Origin of the sequence: Peteryoungia aggregata LMG 23059 (genome assembly GCF_030814435.1) — a bacterium.
GTDB lineage: Bacteria > Pseudomonadota > Alphaproteobacteria > Rhizobiales > Rhizobiaceae > Allorhizobium > Allorhizobium aggregatum.
Window position 1 is genome coordinate 45,140 of record NZ_JAUSUW010000010.1, and the last position, 13,259, is coordinate 58,398.

At 62.8% G+C, this 13,259-nt stretch carries 29 protein-coding genes; all 29 read left to right on the forward strand.

What is annotated here, in order from left to right; all coding sequences use genetic code 11:
- Window positions 1-130: 130 nt before the first annotated feature.
- Window positions 131-889, forward strand: a complete 759-nt coding sequence (locus J2045_RS16620) for a DUF1700 domain-containing protein (RefSeq protein ID WP_307374761.1) — start codon at window positions 131-133, stop codon at window positions 887-889.
- A gap of 30 nt (window positions 890-919) precedes the next feature.
- Window positions 920-1,660: a DUF8835 domain-containing pootine gene (locus J2045_RS16625; protein ID WP_307374763.1), complete on the forward strand. Its 741-nt coding sequence runs from the start codon at window positions 920-922 to the stop codon at window positions 1,658-1,660.
- Window positions 1,657-1,971: a hypothetical protein gene (locus J2045_RS16630; protein WP_307374765.1), complete on the forward strand. Its 315-nt coding sequence runs from the start codon at window positions 1,657-1,659 to the stop codon at window positions 1,969-1,971. The genes J2045_RS16625 and J2045_RS16630 overlap by 4 nt, the downstream gene beginning before the upstream one ends.
- 37 nt (window positions 1,972-2,008) lie before the next feature.
- A complete protein-coding gene (locus J2045_RS16635) occupies window positions 2,009-2,914 on the forward strand; it encodes a DUF3150 domain-containing protein (protein WP_307374767.1) in 906 nt (301 codons plus the stop codon).
- Window positions 2,911-3,159 (forward strand): hypothetical protein, encoded by a 249-nt coding sequence (locus J2045_RS16640; protein ID WP_307374769.1) that lies wholly within the window; start codon window positions 2,911-2,913, stop codon window positions 3,157-3,159. Before J2045_RS16635 ends, J2045_RS16640 begins: the two co-directional genes overlap by 4 nt.
- A gap of 12 nt (window positions 3,160-3,171) precedes the next feature.
- Complete coding sequence (locus tag J2045_RS16645) at window positions 3,172-3,657, forward strand: hypothetical protein (protein WP_307374770.1); 486 nt, start codon at window positions 3,172-3,174, stop codon at window positions 3,655-3,657.
- 3 nt (window positions 3,658-3,660) lie between these two features.
- Window positions 3,661-4,020 (forward strand): hypothetical protein, encoded by a 360-nt coding sequence (locus J2045_RS16650; protein ID WP_307374772.1) that lies wholly within the window; start codon window positions 3,661-3,663, stop codon window positions 4,018-4,020.
- A gap of 33 nt (window positions 4,021-4,053) precedes the next feature.
- Window positions 4,054-5,043, forward strand: a complete 990-nt coding sequence (locus tag J2045_RS16655) for an AAA family ATPase (protein WP_307374774.1) — start codon at window positions 4,054-4,056, stop codon at window positions 5,041-5,043.
- A 3-nt stretch (window positions 5,044-5,046) separates the two neighbouring features.
- A complete protein-coding gene (locus J2045_RS16660) occupies window positions 5,047-5,400 on the forward strand; it encodes a hypothetical protein (RefSeq protein ID WP_307374776.1) in 354 nt (117 codons plus the stop codon).
- A gap of 3 nt (window positions 5,401-5,403) precedes the next feature.
- The gene (locus J2045_RS16665) at window positions 5,404-5,748 is read left to right on the forward strand and encodes a hypothetical protein (protein ID WP_307374778.1); all 345 of its coding nucleotides are present in this window, start codon (window positions 5,404-5,406) and stop codon (window positions 5,746-5,748) included.
- Between the two features lie 2 nt (window positions 5,749-5,750).
- On the forward strand, window positions 5,751-6,155 hold the full coding sequence (locus J2045_RS16670) for a hypothetical protein (protein WP_307374780.1): 405 nt from the start codon (window positions 5,751-5,753) through the stop codon (window positions 6,153-6,155).
- 3 nt (window positions 6,156-6,158) lie between these two features.
- Window positions 6,159-7,358 (forward strand): vWA domain-containing protein, encoded by a 1,200-nt coding sequence (locus J2045_RS16675; protein ID WP_307374782.1) that lies wholly within the window; start codon window positions 6,159-6,161, stop codon window positions 7,356-7,358.
- A 39-nt stretch (window positions 7,359-7,397) separates the two neighbouring features.
- Window positions 7,398-7,763, forward strand: coding sequence for a hypothetical protein (locus tag J2045_RS16680; RefSeq protein WP_307374784.1), 366 nt, complete (start codon window positions 7,398-7,400; stop codon window positions 7,761-7,763).
- A 1-nt stretch (window position 7,764) separates the two neighbouring features.
- Window positions 7,765-7,944, forward strand: a complete 180-nt coding sequence (locus J2045_RS16685) for a hypothetical protein (protein WP_307374785.1) — start codon at window positions 7,765-7,767, stop codon at window positions 7,942-7,944.
- Complete coding sequence (locus tag J2045_RS16690) at window positions 7,945-8,181, forward strand: hypothetical protein (protein ID WP_307374787.1); 237 nt, start codon at window positions 7,945-7,947, stop codon at window positions 8,179-8,181.
- On the forward strand, window positions 8,165-8,401 hold the full coding sequence (locus J2045_RS16695; protein WP_307374789.1) for a hypothetical protein: 237 nt from the start codon (window positions 8,165-8,167) through the stop codon (window positions 8,399-8,401). The genes J2045_RS16690 and J2045_RS16695 overlap by 17 nt, the downstream gene beginning before the upstream one ends.
- A complete protein-coding gene (locus J2045_RS16700; protein WP_307374791.1) occupies window positions 8,398-9,054 on the forward strand; it encodes a hypothetical protein in 657 nt (218 codons plus the stop codon). Before J2045_RS16695 ends, J2045_RS16700 begins: the two co-directional genes overlap by 4 nt.
- A 1-nt stretch (window position 9,055) precedes the next feature.
- Window positions 9,056-9,370 (forward strand): hypothetical protein, encoded by a 315-nt coding sequence (locus J2045_RS16705; protein WP_307374793.1) that lies wholly within the window; start codon window positions 9,056-9,058, stop codon window positions 9,368-9,370.
- Complete coding sequence (locus J2045_RS16710) at window positions 9,363-9,677, forward strand: hypothetical protein (RefSeq protein ID WP_307374795.1); 315 nt, start codon at window positions 9,363-9,365, stop codon at window positions 9,675-9,677. Before J2045_RS16705 ends, J2045_RS16710 begins: the two co-directional genes overlap by 8 nt.
- Window positions 9,647-9,943, forward strand: a complete 297-nt coding sequence (locus tag J2045_RS16715) for a hypothetical protein (protein WP_307374797.1) — start codon at window positions 9,647-9,649, stop codon at window positions 9,941-9,943. Before J2045_RS16710 ends, J2045_RS16715 begins: the two co-directional genes overlap by 31 nt.
- Before the next feature lie 291 nt (window positions 9,944-10,234).
- On the forward strand, window positions 10,235-10,414 hold the full coding sequence (locus tag J2045_RS16720) for a hypothetical protein (protein WP_307374799.1): 180 nt from the start codon (window positions 10,235-10,237) through the stop codon (window positions 10,412-10,414).
- On the forward strand, window positions 10,411-10,641 hold the full coding sequence (locus J2045_RS16725) for a hypothetical protein (protein WP_307374801.1): 231 nt from the start codon (window positions 10,411-10,413) through the stop codon (window positions 10,639-10,641). Before J2045_RS16720 ends, J2045_RS16725 begins: the two co-directional genes overlap by 4 nt.
- Window positions 10,638-10,877 (forward strand): hypothetical protein, encoded by a 240-nt coding sequence (locus J2045_RS16730; protein WP_307374803.1) that lies wholly within the window; start codon window positions 10,638-10,640, stop codon window positions 10,875-10,877. The genes J2045_RS16725 and J2045_RS16730 overlap by 4 nt, the downstream gene beginning before the upstream one ends.
- The gene (locus J2045_RS16735) at window positions 10,874-11,080 is read left to right on the forward strand and encodes a hypothetical protein (RefSeq protein ID WP_307374805.1); all 207 of its coding nucleotides are present in this window, start codon (window positions 10,874-10,876) and stop codon (window positions 11,078-11,080) included. Before J2045_RS16730 ends, J2045_RS16735 begins: the two co-directional genes overlap by 4 nt.
- A complete protein-coding gene (locus J2045_RS16740; RefSeq protein ID WP_307374808.1) occupies window positions 11,077-11,364 on the forward strand; it encodes a hypothetical protein in 288 nt (95 codons plus the stop codon). Before J2045_RS16735 ends, J2045_RS16740 begins: the two co-directional genes overlap by 4 nt.
- Window positions 11,365-11,401: 37 nt before the next feature.
- Complete coding sequence (locus J2045_RS16745) at window positions 11,402-11,914, forward strand: HNH endonuclease (protein WP_307374810.1); 513 nt, start codon at window positions 11,402-11,404, stop codon at window positions 11,912-11,914.
- Window positions 11,889-12,311 (forward strand): helix-turn-helix domain-containing protein, encoded by a 423-nt coding sequence (locus J2045_RS16750; RefSeq protein ID WP_307374812.1) that lies wholly within the window; start codon window positions 11,889-11,891, stop codon window positions 12,309-12,311. The genes J2045_RS16745 and J2045_RS16750 overlap by 26 nt, the downstream gene beginning before the upstream one ends.
- Window positions 12,308-12,502, forward strand: a complete 195-nt coding sequence (locus J2045_RS16755) for a hypothetical protein (RefSeq protein ID WP_307374814.1) — start codon at window positions 12,308-12,310, stop codon at window positions 12,500-12,502. Before J2045_RS16750 ends, J2045_RS16755 begins: the two co-directional genes overlap by 4 nt.
- A gap of 125 nt (window positions 12,503-12,627) precedes the next feature.
- Entirely contained in the window at window positions 12,628-13,203 is a 576-nt protein-coding gene (locus J2045_RS16760) for a hypothetical protein (RefSeq protein WP_307374816.1), read from the forward strand.
- Window positions 13,204-13,259 lie beyond the last annotated feature (56 nt).

Here is a 13,259-nt window from a genome sequence, read left to right on the forward strand (position 1 = left end):
GGCTGTCTATCGTCCCACTAAACAGGAGGTGAACCATGTAGCCCACCGGCAGGAACAACGCGCTTCCCTGCCTGCCCTCGCAAGGGGAAGCGCCCCCCACTACCCGCAAACATGCACAAGAGAGACACCCATGGCCCAGTTCATCGGCGAAGTTATCGTCCGCGCCAAGATCACCACCGCCACCCATGACATCGCCACCCAGATCACCAAGGATCTCGCCGCCGACGTTGCCGCTGAGGTCGACCTGATCGGCCTCGTCCATGAGGTGAAGCCCGGCGACGTCTACCCAGACAAGGGTGAGAAGGCCCGCTTCGCCGACACCCAGAGCTTCGACTATGCCCAGGTTGAGGGCGCCCTCTGCGTGTTCGAGCACATCATCGAGAGCCGCGACGAGGAACCCTACAAGGAACTGCTCGAAGGGTTCGGATGGTCAGCCATGCGAATGGTCGCGGTCCAAGCCGGCGACATCTGCGACCGCGCCTTCAAGCACATGGAGTCTCTCGGCTACGAGTTCACCGGCGCTTACGACTGGGAGTTCGTGCCCGATGTTTGCCGCCACCTCGACTGGAACGCGCTGTTCAATGACAACCAGTACAACAATGGCCGCTACGACCCGAACATCGACGAGCTGGTCAACGTCCTGATCACGGCTGAGATGGCCACGGTCGAGCCGGGCAAGCGCCTCTTCCACAAGGAGGAGATGACGGCCGACGACTACATCAAGGCCTGCCGCGCCGAGGCCGAGCGCCAGTGGGGATACGGCGACCTCGTGTCCGACCACCCCGAGCACATCACCGCCGCAATGGAGGCAGGCCAGACCCCGACCGAGATCACCTATGAACTCGGCAAGCAGTTCGACCTCACCCCGCGCGACGCCTACCTCGGCTGACCCCGCAACCATGCGCCCCCGGAGACCACCATGAACATCGCAGTATCGATCGCCATCCCGGACGACGAGGAAAAGCAGACCGAGCTCAGCTTCGACGAACTGTCCGACCGGGCCAAGGAGAAGGCCCGCGACAACTACCGCCAGAACTACCCCGACGATGGCTGGTGGGACTCGAGCTACGAGGACTTCGACAAGATCGCCGACATGATGGGGATCTGCATCGCCACCAAGCAGGTGCCCCTCATGAACGGCAAGAACAAGAGCGTCCCTGCCATCTACTTCTCCGGCTTCTGGTGTCAGGGTGACGGCGCCTGTTTCGAGGGCAACTGGTACCCCGAGAAAGATCCGCTCGCCTCGCTCACCAAGGTGATGGGCCACGCCCCCAACGACGCCGATCTGCACGAGATCGCCTTCGGCCTGGCCCACCTGTCCGAGCGGTGCAACCAGCTCATCCCCGAAGCTCGCGTGAAGGTCGAGCACAATAGCCGGTACTATCACTCCAACAGCGTGAGCTACGACATCGACCTGCCGATGCCCATCCATATCCAGGAAGGCAACGAGCTGCAGCACATGGTCTTCGATGGCCTCCGCACCAAGCTCGACCTCGACGACGAGGCATTCGAGACCGAGGTCAGCGACCTCCTCCGCCGCTTCATGGACTGGATGTATGGCCTGCTCGAGGAGGAACACGAGCACCTCACCTCCGACGAGGTCATCGACCAGTATCTCGAAGAGATGAAGTTCGATGAGGACGGGGAGGCAATCTATTGAGAGACGAGCGCCTGAAACAACTGCTCGTCTACAATAAGGAGCTGTCGACGAGAGCCCGCCTCGTGCCCGGCGCGGATGACATGCAGCAGTGGGTGTTCCGCCCGGCTGGGCGTTACCGCAACCGCTTGTTCTTCGTCTGGATCAGCGACACGCGGGAGGTCGGCGGCACTCGATGCCGCGATGATCACACCGACCCCACCGAGCCATGGAAGTGGCATGCCTACCTTCCGAAGAAATTCCTGCGGGTCATGCTCGACCTAGCCCCGCAGGAAGAGGTGGCCGAGGCCATCGCCAAGACCCTCATCAACTGACCCCGCCAACCATGGCACAACACAGGAGACTGCACCCATGAACGCAATGACCAAGATCGTTTCGACCTCCGCCACCCTCTCGACCCGCGCGCTCCTCGTCTCGCTGAGCATCAGCCAGTGGTCCGGACGGCGGCTCGATCGGGCGATCACCAAGGAAGTCAACGACAAGCACAGCGCTGCGGCCGACGCCTCCCGCGTCAACAAGCTGCTGCTGCCACCCGACGCCCTCGCCGGCATCACCAAGGTGGTCAGCGCCACGCGCTCCGGCTTCCTGGAACGCACCCTGCCGTGGCTCGACGACGGGCAGCGTGTCATGTCCTCCGATGCCTACCTCAACCACACCAGCTGGATCCGCAAGCAGCGGGCGCAGTTCGAGGACAAGGTCGAAGAGTTCCTCGCCGACTACGACAAGCATGTGAACGATGCGAAGAAGCGGCTGGGCTCGATGTTCGATCAGAACGACTACCCCACCAAGGCTGAGCTGCGCGCCAAGTTCTCGATGTCGACCAACGTCCTGCCGGTACCGACCTCGAACGACTTCCGCGCTGAGATGACCGAGGCCCAGGCTGACCTGATCCGCCGCCAGATCGAGGACACCGTGACCGAGGCCACCTCGATCGCAATCAAGGACATCTACCGCCGGGTGCATGACGTGGCCGAGCGCATGGTCGACAGGCTCAACGCTTACAAGCCCGCCGCCAAGCCGGGCGACAAGACCGAGGGCCAGTTCCGCGACTCCCTCGTCGGCAACGTCCGGGATCTCATCGGCATCCTGCCCTCGCTCAACATCCTTGGCGACCCGCAGCTCGCAGCCATGGCCGACAAGCTCAAGCCGCTGGCCGAGCACGACGCCGACGATCTCCGCAGCAGCGCCGACCTCCGCCGCAGCGTGGCAGCCGAGGCCAAGGCCATCCTCGATCAGGTCGCCGACTTCCTCGCGTGACCGATCGCTTCCTGTATCAGCACATCGCCTCTCGGTTCTCGAACAGAATCGAGTGGGCCTTCTACGACAGGCTACGGACGGAGCGGGTGTTCCTGGTCTTTGACCTGCGCACCCGCACCCTCGAAGCGAAGAGGTCCGGCAACGGCCCGATGATCCCGGCCCCCGCATGGACTGACGAGATGGAAGCCGCGCTCCCACCCGAAGCCATGGCCGAGGCCATCGGCATAGCGATCACCATGAAATGAAAGGACACAACCATGGGCGACAGAGTGTCTGTCTACCTGAGACTAGGCGGCTGCCTGCAGTCGATCGAAGAGGCGGAGGAATTGATCGAAGCGCTGGCGCTCGACACCAACCTCGACACCAACGAGGAGGCGATGGCCCTGTTCAAGGAGGCGATCGCCACCGAAGACCCGATCGAAGCGGAAGCATATGAGGTTGACAGCGGCCAGCTAGAAAACATCGAGCCCTTCGTCCGAGACCGCAAGCACCTGTCCTGCGAGATCAGCTTCGGCAGAGGCGGCGGCTTCGACGCCGGCACCACCGTCATCCACGAGGGCGAGACGCACACCTTCCCCGATGGCAACACCGTCCCGCGCGATGCGGTCATCAAAGCACTGGACGAAGGCGGCGAGCAGGCTGTCCGCGATCTCATCAAGCGGACGCACTTCCTCCAGCACGAATGCGTCCCTCCCCTCACCGGTTCCGATGAGGTCCGGGGCTGGCTCTCCATCCTCGGCTGAGCCATGGCAACCGGCATTCTCTATGGGCCGTATGCCCATCAGTTTACCGGGGACAGGCTGAAATTCTGGGTACCAATGCGGAAGGACGACGACGCCAACATCAAGCGTTACGAAGTCCTCATCCTTCCCAATGGCCAGATGTCGACACGACAGCGCCCGATATTCGACGGCCCAGCGCCGTCACATCAGGCCCAGTTCTTCGACTTCCTGCCACCCGATGACCTCTCCCACCTTCGAAGCGATTGCTACCCTCGCTTCCCCCGGGACCGCATCCACGATGCGATCCTGCCCCTCCTCACGGACGAGCAAGCCGCCGTCCTTCTCTGCTATCGGCTCATCGGTGTGCCGAAGAAGTTCAAGTAACCCCGCAATCATGCGAACCAACAGGAGACCAGCATGAACCTCAAGTCCGCAGCCATCGTCGCATCCACCTACCTCACGCACGACATCCCCTTCATGCTCTGGGGTGCGCCCGGCGTCGGCAAGTCCTCGCTTGTCGAGCAGCTCGCTGCCAACCGCAATCAGAAGGTCATCGACTTCCGCGCCTCGACCCGCGATGCCGTCGCCCTCATGGGCCTGCCGGATCTGCACGGTGAGACGACCAAGTGGAAGGTGCCCGACGAGTTCCCGCAGGTTGAACGTGATGGCCCCGAGGGCATCCTCTTCCTCGACGAGATCAACGCAGCCGCCCCCTCCATGCAGGCTGCGATGTTCGGCCTGGTCCTCGATCGCCGCGTCGGCGATTACACCCTGCCGCCCGGCTGGCGCGTCATCGCCGCCGGCAACCGCCAGTCTGACAAGGCTGCCGCCCAGCGCATGCCGTCGGCCCTCGCCAACCGCTTCGCTCACATCGACATCGAGCCCGATCTCGACACCTCGGTCGACCACTTCTACTCGATCGGCATTGACCCTCGCCTGATCGCCTTCCTCCGCTTCCGCCCCGGGCTGCTGCACATGATGGACGGTCAGGATCTCCGGGCATTCCCCACGCCCCGCTCCTGGGAGCAGGTGTCCAAGGTGCTGAACATCGACGATCACCTCCGGCTGCAGGCCGTGTCCGGCATCGTCGGCCCCGGCCCCGCGGCTGAGCTGGAAGGATTCCTCCGGGTCTACCTGACGCTGCCGTCGATCGACCGCATTCTCCGCTCGCCGGAGTCGACCGAGGTTCCCACCGAAACCAGCGCCCGCTTCGCCCTCTCGGCAGCCTTGGCCCGCAAGGTGGACGCCTCCACCATCGAGCCGGCCTACACCTACATGAAGCGCCTGCCCCGCGAGTATCAGATCATGTTCATGGTCGACGCCGTCCGGCACGACAACTCGCTCACCTCGACCATGACCTTCATCAACTGGTGCGCCGCCAACCGCGACGTCACGATCGGGGCCTGAGCCATGGCCGTCGTCTGGATCACCGGCCCCATTGGCTACCAAAAGTCCTGGCGCCTCCTCGAGGACGGGCGCCGCATCGTCGACGCCTGCCGCTGGGAGTTCGTTGGGATGGAGGACGACGGCACCTTCCGCCGCTGGAGCCTGCGTTTCAGCACTGAAACACGGGCCTTCACCGCCAACTCCCTCGCCGTCAAAGACTGGGAGAAGACGAAAGCCAAGGAGCTGGGCGAGATCTATCGCCCGGCTGCCGTCCTCCGATCGATGCTGCCCAAAGGCTCCACAGCCAAGGCGCTCGAGGCCATGCTTGGTGATGCCGGCGTGGCCGAGGCGATCGGTATCTCCCTCACCCAGAGGTGACCCATGCTGATCGCCACCATCAAACACATGCTCGGCCCGTTCCGTAATGGCTTCGGGCTGGGCGGGCAGTCATGGCTGTTCATCGGGACGGATGAGGCTGGCAGACACCACGTCTGGAAGCTCCACTTCGACTACAAGACCAGGCGCTTCGTCGCCCGGACGGTCCAGCACAATGACGCTCAGCGCTACGCCGAGCAGATGGCAACCGGCGACCTGTTCAAGTCGGACCATGTCCACCCGGAGTTCATCGTGGATCTCCGCAAGACCACCGCGCAAAACCTCAAAGCCCTCCTCACTGACGAGGACGTGGCCGACGCCCTGGGGAAAGCGCTCACCTACAAGGGATGACCATGCCAATTTTCAGGAAGGTGCTCGGCCCCTTCAAGCCGATGTTCGAGACCAGCAACGGTCGCGTCGACAAGTTGCAGTGGCACTTCATCGTCATCCGCGATGACTACACCACCTGCCACTACACCCTCCAGTGCTACCCGCAGACCAACAAATACACGGCGGTCAACGGTGACCAGAACGAGGACAGCCTCGGCCGCAAGGTCAGGGCGATGGGCTCTGTCATCTACGGCAGCAGGAAGCCGACCGTCGTCCACGAGCGGATGTTCATCGAGCACGACACGACACCCGTCTCCTCCGGCGACACCATCTCGAACATCCTCAAGCAGCACCTGCGAACGGAAGACATCGCCAACATCAACGCGGCCCGGCTGACCGGCAAGCTCGCCATCGCACTGAAAGGATAACCCATGACCTCCGCGTCCAACCACATTCTCCAGGCTCGCACCGCGCTGCTCTGGGACTCGCCCTTCTTCGGCGTCCTCTCCATGCACCTGCTCGAGGTCGACGCCACCGACGACCCAACGGTCGACACCATGGCGACCGACGGCAAGCATCTGTTCTACGACAGCAAGTTCGTCCTCTCCCTGAGCAAGGCTGAGATGATCTTCGTCCTGGCTCACGAGATCATGCACAACGCCCTCGAGCACCACCTCCGCCGGCAGAACCGCAACCCCGGCCTTTGGAATGTGGCCTGCGACTTCGCCATCAACCTCGAACTCACCAAGGCCTTCGAGGAAGCCAAGGGCGTGAAGCCCAAGATGCCAGCCGGTGGCCTGATCGATGCGCAGTTCGAGGGGATGAGCGCGGAGGAGATCTACCGCCACCTGCAACAGGAGATCGAGCAGAACGGCCACGCCATGGCCGGCGGCGTCAAGATCGAGCCCGAACCCGGCCCGGATCTCGGCGGTTGCGGCGGCATCAAGGATGCCTGTGACCCCAGCGACGAGGCTGCCGTCAACCACGCTCGAGCCGAGCTGCAGGCCCAGGTTCGCGGCGCTGCCATGGCGGCGGAGGGTGCGCAGGCTGGCTCCCTGCCCGGTTCCATTCAGCGTCTCATCGATCGCCTTCTCCAGCCCAAGGTTGACTGGCGCGCGATCCTTCGCAAGTTCATCGACGGCGTCGCCACCCGTGACTATGCCTGGTCGACGCCCAACCGCCGGCTGATCCCCCATCGCATCATCACGCCGAGCCTCGTGTCCGACTCCATCAGCCATCTGGTTGTGGCGGTCGACACCTCCGGCTCCATCAACGGCGAGATCCTCAACGCCTTCGCTGCCGAGATCCGGGCAGCCTTTGGCGACGGCGCTGTCGATCGGATGTCGGTGCTCTATGCCGACGCCAAGGTGCAGCACGTCGAGGAGTTCGAGGCCGGCGACGAACTCGACCTTCACCCCAAGGGTGGCGGCGGCACTGCCTTCTCCGACACCTTCCGGATGATCCGCGATCGGTACCAGACCGGCGTCGCGACGATCTATCTCACCGACCTTTTCGTCTGCGACTACGGCGACGAACCCGACATGCCTGTCCTCTGGGCCGTGCATGGCCGGACCAAGGACTTCGACAATCTCTCCGTTCCCTTCGGCGAGCTCGTCAACATTTCCGACTAACCCTCTGCAACCCGCCACTGATGGCAACAGGAGACCACCTTGTCCTACCAACTAAAGATCGACGAAATGCTCGACGCTCTCTGCAACGCCGGCCACCCCCTTGCATTGCAGTTCACCCAGCTGGTCGAGGCCACGGCCGACATCCTCGCCTCCGCCATCTGCCTGCAACTCGACATCGAATGCGAGTCCGCCACCTTCCAGGGCGCTGCCTTCGCTGGCACCTGCGTACCCTTCCGCGCAAAGCATGCAGGTCAGGCGCTGCCGGACGAGATCGCCCACTACGACGACCCGGCGGAATGGGAGTCCCCCTGCCCTGACTGCAAGGGTCTGGGCGCCTTCGCTGACACGGGTTTTCACTGCCCGGCTTGCCTCGGCGGCGGCACCATCACGGCAAAGGAGGAGTGACATGCCCCGCAAGAAGCGCGTGACTATGCTGGTCACAGTTTCAGTCCCGGAGCATCTGAGCGCAGCGGAAGCAAGGCGTGAAGTCCGGACCCTCATCAACGAACAATGCTTGTATTCGTCCGAACTCGACGACGGGGACATCAAGGCCGTGCGCGTGACGCCGGCACCAAGGGAGGCTTGAATGCCCAGTTACTTCGTCAACTGGGAGATCGACATCTTCGACGTCGCCAACCCTCGCGAAGCTGCACAGCAAGCCTTCGCCCACATGCAGAGACGCGGCACTTTGGCCACTGCGTTCAAGGTCATCGAGCACGATAGCAATGGCGAAGCCGTCACCATCGACCTCCTCGAGGAGAGCATGGATGACCTGACGGTGACCGCAATCGAGGAGGCGATCGCCGATGATGTCCATCGGTGAAGCGCTCCTCGCCGAAACCCTCAAACCGAAGATCGAGGCCATCGTCCAGAAGTACATGGGCAAGCCCGTCACCTTCGGCCTGATCAAGGAACTGTCGGCGGAACTCTCCGTCCTTTCCAAACCGCCTCTTTACGAGATCTCGGTAGAGGCGACCGACAAGAACGAACTCAAAGTGAACCTCCGCATCCACCTCCCCTCGCTTGAAGGAGAACAGACATGACCACCCCCCGCACCGATGAGCAGATCATCGAAGAGACCAACGAGCTGGCGCGCTACATCCTCGCCGAGCTGGTCGGCACCGGGTACCAAGTACCCGGCGACCACAAATTCTATGAGGCGGAAGATCCCCGCAGCCAGAAGGCCTGGCAGCATGCCGTCAAGATCATGGAGGTAACGACGAAGACCGAGATGGCGGACGTCTTACTGGCCTTCAACATCCCGCTCCCACCTGAAAATGAGATTGAAGAACTTGAGCCCGAGCCCATCCTCCGCAAGTATGGCGTCCGCCTCTGGGCCACCTTCCGCGGAGAGTGCGAGGTCACAGTCGAGGCCACGAGCTACGACGAGGCGATCGAGAAGGCAAAGCAGCTCGACCACAACGACTTCAACTACACGTTCGACGATAGCGTCGAGGGTGACCAGACACTCCACGTCTACGGCCCCGACGACGACAACCAGGATGACGATGACGAATGGGCCGGAGACGGCGTCGAGATCGACATGCGCAAGCCGGGGAACCCGTTCAGCTGGGACGCATGCAGGCTGGTCGTTGGCCTGGCCAAGCTGGACGGGCTGCCCCGAGACCCGCAGTGCATGGAAGCGATCGAGGGCTTCATCTCTCTGGCCAAGAGCATCTGCACCAAGGAAGGCTGACGTGAGCTACGAGGAGATTATCGCCCGAGAGCTGGAGTTCCACAGCTTCGACGTGGACTCCGGCCCCGACTATCTGGACTTCGACTTCTACTGGGCAGGAGACGGGGAAAAGTTGCGCCGTGTCTCCCTCCGGTTCAAGTCGGAGGGCGCACGGTTTTTGGTCGGCATCCGCGATATTGGCGGCGGTGATGGCCTTGGGGGCTGGGACTTCTTCGAGCAGTCTTATCAGCAGCACCTGCCCCGCCTGATCGACCTCCTCCCTCCGGAGGAGCTGGCCCGCCTCACCGTCGCAAGGATGGGGTTGCCCAGTGTATGACCCCCTCCAAGGCCTCCGCCTGATGGGGCCGGCGCAGATCCTCTTCGACCTCAACCTCGTGTGGTTTTTCACAAGGGACGGGGAGGAACTCTCGACAAACCAGCTGACATACTGGGCGGATACGCGCGCTTTCACAGCCACCAACAAGGCCAAGGCCGGCTCGTATGGAGAGATAACCTACCAGATGTGGCCGGAAGTCAGCGCCAGCAGACTGGTCACCCTCCTCTCCGACGAGGAGAAAGCCAAGGCGGTTGCCGCCTCATTGGGAGTTAATCCATGCAAAGACGAGACAGGCTGGAAGGCCTGATATTCTGCAGCCTCGACAAATACGATCCTGATGACCGCGTGCTCTGGATCAACATGATGATCCGCGAACGTGCAGGCATTCAGATGTTCATTCGATACGGAGCGGATACCCGTCTCCTGATGCCTCGACGCTCGCATGCCGGGCGGAACATAAAGCCATACTTCACAAACAAGCGCTTCATCGATGCGGTGATCGCCAAGATCCCAGACCGCATCATCGCCGAGCTGATCGCTCACTCGATCTCCTTGAGTACGAGGGAAAGTTGATGGGTCTCGGTCCTGCCCCTCCGCCTCCGCCATCTGATGGCCCCTCGCGCCCCTTCAAGGTGAAGGACATCCAACTCGGCCGCTTGCGCCGGAATGCTGCTGTCTTCTTCTACCCGTCCAGAAGAGCGTTCGTCTTGTACTGGGAAAACTGGGTTTCAACTAGGATGCAGAGGCCCCTCACCGCCGAGGAGCTTCCCGAATACCTCACGAATGAGGAGATCGCACGATGCCTCGCCGCAGCTATTACGGCGAGCGCCACCCCTTAACCCGCAACCATGCACAGGAGAGACCATGCCCACCTTTGTCGTGGAGCTGACCTACCGCGTCGAGGTCACCAGCCCTGACGCCGGCACCGCCACCACCACCGTGCGAAACCAGGCCGAGTATCTGAAAGGCACGGCCGAGCAGATCAAATACCTTGGCTACAAGAAGCCGGAGGTCACCCTCAGATCCTGGGAGAAGACGACATGAGCATGCCCCGCATAAAGCGGTCGCCCATGGAGAGGGATGTCCTGCTCATCCTCACCGCCGAGACGAACAAGCTGATCATCGCCTACCACGTTCCATCCCGCGCCTTCGGCTTCACGGCGGGCAAGGAGTTCCACCAGGTCGAGAAGGCAGAGGTGGCGCTGCCGGAAGAGGTGGTCGCCAAGTGCCTGGCCTACAGCATCGCTGGCATTCTGGCAGAGCAGCCATGAAGCGCGGTGACCCACTCGAACACTGGACATGGGGCGGCGACCCCAAAGGCCCGCCTCTCCTGCACCTGAAAGCCGGAAGGAAGCCGCTCGGCCTCTTCGTTGCCTACTATGTGCAAAGCCGCCGCTTCTACCTGCCCCGCAACCTGCGCCGGACTGAGATCAGCGCCGACCGGATCGAGGAGAGCGCGGTGGCCGAAGCCCTCGGCGTCTCCCTCACCTACGAGGACAGCTCATGAGCTGGGGACTCAGCAAGAAAACCCGACACGTCGCGGTCACAGCAGATGGGGTCATCATCTTCCACCGCCTCGATCGCACCTATCGGTGGGGCACCACCCCCGACTCCACACCGCTGACAGAGCAGGAGGTGAAGCGCTTCGTCTCGGACAACAACCACGCCGCCTGCATAGGCTGGGCACTCACATTCAAGGGAGGGGAATGACCAGCAACAATGTGAAACTGACCATCCACAAAGGGGAGAAGCCCGTGCGCATCCATCCGAAAGGCCCCGAGCTTCCGTTTCACCAGATCAGCTACGACCCGATCGGCCGCACGTTCTCTTGGGAAGTCAAGGTGAAGGGCAGGCCACCGTCCCTTAACAACCCAACATCGAACGAAGGCCCGTTCCACCTCTACAAGCAGCTGACCCCGGAGGAGATCACCCGCTACATCGACGACGAAACCATGGCCGAATGTTTGGCCATGTCCCTGACCCAGGCCCGCTAACCCAGCGGGCCTTTTTCTTTTTCAACCAGAGGAGAGCATGACCCTTGAAGAACGAATAGCCAGCATCCTCGCCTACGACCCCGAGACCGGAGAGTTCACCTGGAAGGTGACGATCCATAGCCACGCGGTCAAAGGCCAGAAGGCGGGAAGCCAGCCGGCGCGTGGTGCCAAGCGGATACAGATTGACCGCAAGGTTCTCCTCTGCACCCGCCTCGCCTTCCTGCTCCATACCGGCAAATGGCCGGACGGCGTCGTCATCCTCGCCGACAAGGACGACACAAACCTCCGCTTCAACAACCTGATCGACACAACCAAGTCGGCCCGGATGCGGAGACAGGACAAGCCGCACAAGCGCACCAAGAGCGGGCTCATCGGTGCTCACTTCCATAAAAAATCCGGGAAGTGGGCGGCGCGGATCTCATGGAAGACCGTGAAGAAGAAACACATCGGCCTCTTCGACACCCCCGAAGAGGCGAGTGCCGCCTATTGGGCAAGACGAAACCAACTGCAACAGGAGAACGACAATGAAAGACACACCGCATCCGACTGACGTCATCATCGGCAACAATCTGGCTCGCCTGCGCAAGGCCAAAGGCCTGTCGCTTGAAGCGCTGGGCGAGAGGGTCGGAGTAAGTTTCCAACAGCTCCAGAAATACTCATCCGGGGCGAACAGGATCTCCGCGAGCATGGCCGACATGCTGTGCCAAGCCCTCGGTTGCCATATTTCTGACCTCTTCGCCGGCACCGCCGCCACAGGCTGCGCGCCCTTATCGCTGCCGCAGGCCTCTCCCCAGGCGATGAAGCTGGCCACTGCGTTCGACCGCATCAAGGGCGCCCAGACCAGGCAATCCATCTCCCGCATCGTCACCGCCATCATCGCCGAGCAGGCGCAGGACGAACCCGAGCAGGCTGACGACCTCGAGCCCGACCAGGACATCGCGGCGTGAAGCGCTTCGCACAATTCAAGCCACTCGCCATCGCAGTCTATGCGGTGGCCGCTGTCGTCACATTTGGCGCAGCATACAGGGACCAGCCCGCCGACGCCTATGCTGACACAAGGCTGTCAGGCGCGCTCCTGACGTCCATTGCTTGGCCCCTCTACGTCTCCGCCAAGCTCTGGTCCCTGGACCGGCCCTGACGCCCCCGCCTGCCCCATCCACGGGGCAGGCACCCCCACCCCTGACATCGCTGAAAGCCGCCCGGTGAGGAGCATCCCGCTCCTGACCCGGCCGCTGTTGGCCGTTAACCCCCAAGAGGTAAATCATGAATCGAAACTCCATCCTTCTCTCCGCCTTCCTTGCTCTCTCCGCTACCACCGCCATTGCCGGACCCGATGCACCCGTGTGCCAGGAACCCGGCTGGTCGGTAGGCAAGGTCTTTGCCGGATGCTTCGGCCGCGCCGAGGTTGGTGGCGGCGGAAGCGTCCTTCCCGTCTCCGCTACCCCCGCTCCGGTGACCCCCGTCCCGGTCGATCCCACGCCGACCGACCCGACCGATCCGGGCGATGGCGAAACCCCTGTTGACCCCACCGATCCGGGCGACGGTGACGGCGACAACGGTGACGGCGATGGCGACGGCGAAACCCCGACCGACCCGACGGACCCGGGCGATGGCGACGGTGACAACGGCGGTGAGCCGACTGACCCCGGCGCAGGCGACGGCGATGGCGACGGCGGTACCGGCGGCGACGGTGACACTGGCGGCGATGCCGGCGACGGCGATACCGGCTCCGACACGGGCGACACGGGCGGTTCCGACGGCGATGATGCCGGCGGCGACACGGGTGGCGATACCGGCGGCGACGCTGGCGGCGACACGGGTTCCGACACCACCGAGTAATTGACAAGTTGCGGCTCGTCCCTGCAATAGCGGGGGCGAGCACAACCAGAAAGGAT

Coding starts and splice junctions, on each gene's coding strand:
- J2045_RS16720 (WP_307374799.1), top strand. CDS start 10,235: ATGCCCACCTTTGTCGTGGAGCTGACCTACCGCGTCGAGGTCACCAGC.
- J2045_RS16715 (WP_307374797.1), top strand. CDS start 9,647: ATGCAAAGACGAGACAGGCTGGAAGGCCTGATATTCTGCAGCCTCGAC.
- J2045_RS16620 (WP_307374761.1), top strand. CDS start 131: ATGGCCCAGTTCATCGGCGAAGTTATCGTCCGCGCCAAGATCACCACC.
- J2045_RS16660 (WP_307374776.1), top strand. CDS start 5,047: ATGGCCGTCGTCTGGATCACCGGCCCCATTGGCTACCAAAAGTCCTGG.
- J2045_RS16665 (WP_307374778.1), top strand. CDS start 5,404: ATGCTGATCGCCACCATCAAACACATGCTCGGCCCGTTCCGTAATGGC.
- J2045_RS16655 (WP_307374774.1), top strand. CDS start 4,054: ATGAACCTCAAGTCCGCAGCCATCGTCGCATCCACCTACCTCACGCAC.
- J2045_RS16625 (WP_307374763.1), top strand. CDS start 920: ATGAACATCGCAGTATCGATCGCCATCCCGGACGACGAGGAAAAGCAG.
- J2045_RS16675 (WP_307374782.1), top strand. CDS start 6,159: ATGACCTCCGCGTCCAACCACATTCTCCAGGCTCGCACCGCGCTGCTC.
- J2045_RS16650 (WP_307374772.1), top strand. CDS start 3,661: ATGGCAACCGGCATTCTCTATGGGCCGTATGCCCATCAGTTTACCGGG.
- J2045_RS16760 (WP_307374816.1), top strand. CDS start 12,628: ATGAATCGAAACTCCATCCTTCTCTCCGCCTTCCTTGCTCTCTCCGCT.
- J2045_RS16730 (WP_307374803.1), top strand. CDS start 10,638: ATGAAGCGCGGTGACCCACTCGAACACTGGACATGGGGCGGCGACCCC.
- J2045_RS16695 (WP_307374789.1), top strand. CDS start 8,165: ATGATGTCCATCGGTGAAGCGCTCCTCGCCGAAACCCTCAAACCGAAG.
- J2045_RS16645 (WP_307374770.1), top strand. CDS start 3,172: ATGGGCGACAGAGTGTCTGTCTACCTGAGACTAGGCGGCTGCCTGCAG.
- J2045_RS16745 (WP_307374810.1), top strand. CDS start 11,402: ATGACCCTTGAAGAACGAATAGCCAGCATCCTCGCCTACGACCCCGAG.
- J2045_RS16750 (WP_307374812.1), top strand. CDS start 11,889: ATGAAAGACACACCGCATCCGACTGACGTCATCATCGGCAACAATCTG.
- J2045_RS16635 (WP_307374767.1), top strand. CDS start 2,009: ATGAACGCAATGACCAAGATCGTTTCGACCTCCGCCACCCTCTCGACC.
- J2045_RS16690 (WP_307374787.1), top strand. CDS start 7,945: ATGCCCAGTTACTTCGTCAACTGGGAGATCGACATCTTCGACGTCGCC.
- J2045_RS16700 (WP_307374791.1), top strand. CDS start 8,398: ATGACCACCCCCCGCACCGATGAGCAGATCATCGAAGAGACCAACGAG.
- J2045_RS16725 (WP_307374801.1), top strand. CDS start 10,411: ATGAGCATGCCCCGCATAAAGCGGTCGCCCATGGAGAGGGATGTCCTG.
- J2045_RS16685 (WP_307374785.1), top strand. CDS start 7,765: ATGCCCCGCAAGAAGCGCGTGACTATGCTGGTCACAGTTTCAGTCCCG.
- J2045_RS16740 (WP_307374808.1), top strand. CDS start 11,077: ATGACCAGCAACAATGTGAAACTGACCATCCACAAAGGGGAGAAGCCC.
- J2045_RS16670 (WP_307374780.1), top strand. CDS start 5,751: ATGCCAATTTTCAGGAAGGTGCTCGGCCCCTTCAAGCCGATGTTCGAG.
- J2045_RS16735 (WP_307374805.1), top strand. CDS start 10,874: ATGAGCTGGGGACTCAGCAAGAAAACCCGACACGTCGCGGTCACAGCA.